This window comes from Bradyrhizobium sp. 23AC (genome assembly GCF_054863025.1).
The window spans coordinates 1-1,054 of the sequence record NZ_JAVAYN010000059.1; the positions used below are offsets into that span (position 1 = coordinate 1).

Below are 1,054 nucleotides of genomic sequence, written 5' to 3' on the forward strand. Positions count from 1 at the left end.
CTAGAGCGGTTCACTTATTTATTGAATCGGAAGGGATTCCGGAGCTAGGGCGAATATGATTCAAGATGCTGGCTGGGCTGGAGGCCAGCATCTGATGGTCCGACCAATTTCCAACGATTTACGTAGGCGTGCGGTATCCGCTGTTGCCGAAGGTGAGAGCTGCCGTTCGGTGGCGTTGCGGTTTGGGATCGCGGTGTCATCGGTGGTGAAGTGGTCGCAGCGTTATCGAGCGACCGGCTCGGTAGCGCCTGGCAAGATGGGCGGTCACCGCAAGCCTGTGCTTGATCCGCATCGCGCCTTCATCGTCGAACGGATCACTCAGACGCCACACCTGACGCTGCATGGTCTGAAGGCGGAACTGGCGGCCCGTGGGGTCAAGGTCTCCCACAACGCGGTCTGGCTGTTCCTGCGCCGGGAAGGGCTGCGGTTCAAAAAAAACACTGTTCGCTCTCGAACAGGCTCGCGCCGACGTCTCTCGTAGGCGCCGGCGTTGGCGATCCTGGCAGGCCGGGCTCGATCCGAGCCGGCTCGTCTTCATCGATGAGACTTGGATCAAGACCAACATGGCCCCTTTGCGAGGCTGGGGCCCCAAAGGGACACGCCTGCGCGGCTTCGCCCCGCACGGTCACTGGCGTACCCTCACATTCCTCGGCGCGCTTCGCCATGACCAACTCGCGGCCCCCTGCGTCTTCGACGGCCCGATCAACGGCGAATGCTTCCGCGCTTACGTGAAGCATCTTCTTCTGCCAACCCTGCGTAAAGGCGACATCGTCATTCTCGATAATCTCGGAAGCCACAAGTCGAAAGCTGTCAGGCAGTTGATCCGGGCGGCTGGCGCCAGGCTCTGGTACCTGCCGCCGTACTCGCCGGACCTCAACCCGATCGAACAGGCTTTCTCCAAGATCAAACATTGGATGCGGCAAGCTCAGAAGCGCACCATCGAGGACACTTGGCGCCACATCGGTCACCTCGTCCAGGACATCCAGCCGACCGAATGCGCCAACTACTTCGCCAGCGCCGGTTATGCTTCAATCAAAAGGTGAAACGCTCTAAC

The 1,054-nt window shown here is 60.4% G+C and carries 1 protein-coding gene; it reads left to right on the top strand.

Going from position 1 to position 1,054, the window contains the following annotated elements; genetic code table 11:
* The first annotated feature begins 94 nt into the window (after positions 1–94).
* Positions 95–1,043 (top strand): IS630 family transposase gene (locus RAD10_RS41400; RefSeq protein WP_461621969.1). Its coding sequence is split into 2 segments (ribosomal slippage): positions 95–430 and positions 432–1,043, totalling 948 coding nucleotides; the frame shifts between segments, so codons are not numbered across the junction.
* Positions 1,044–1,054: the final 11 nt, after the last annotated feature.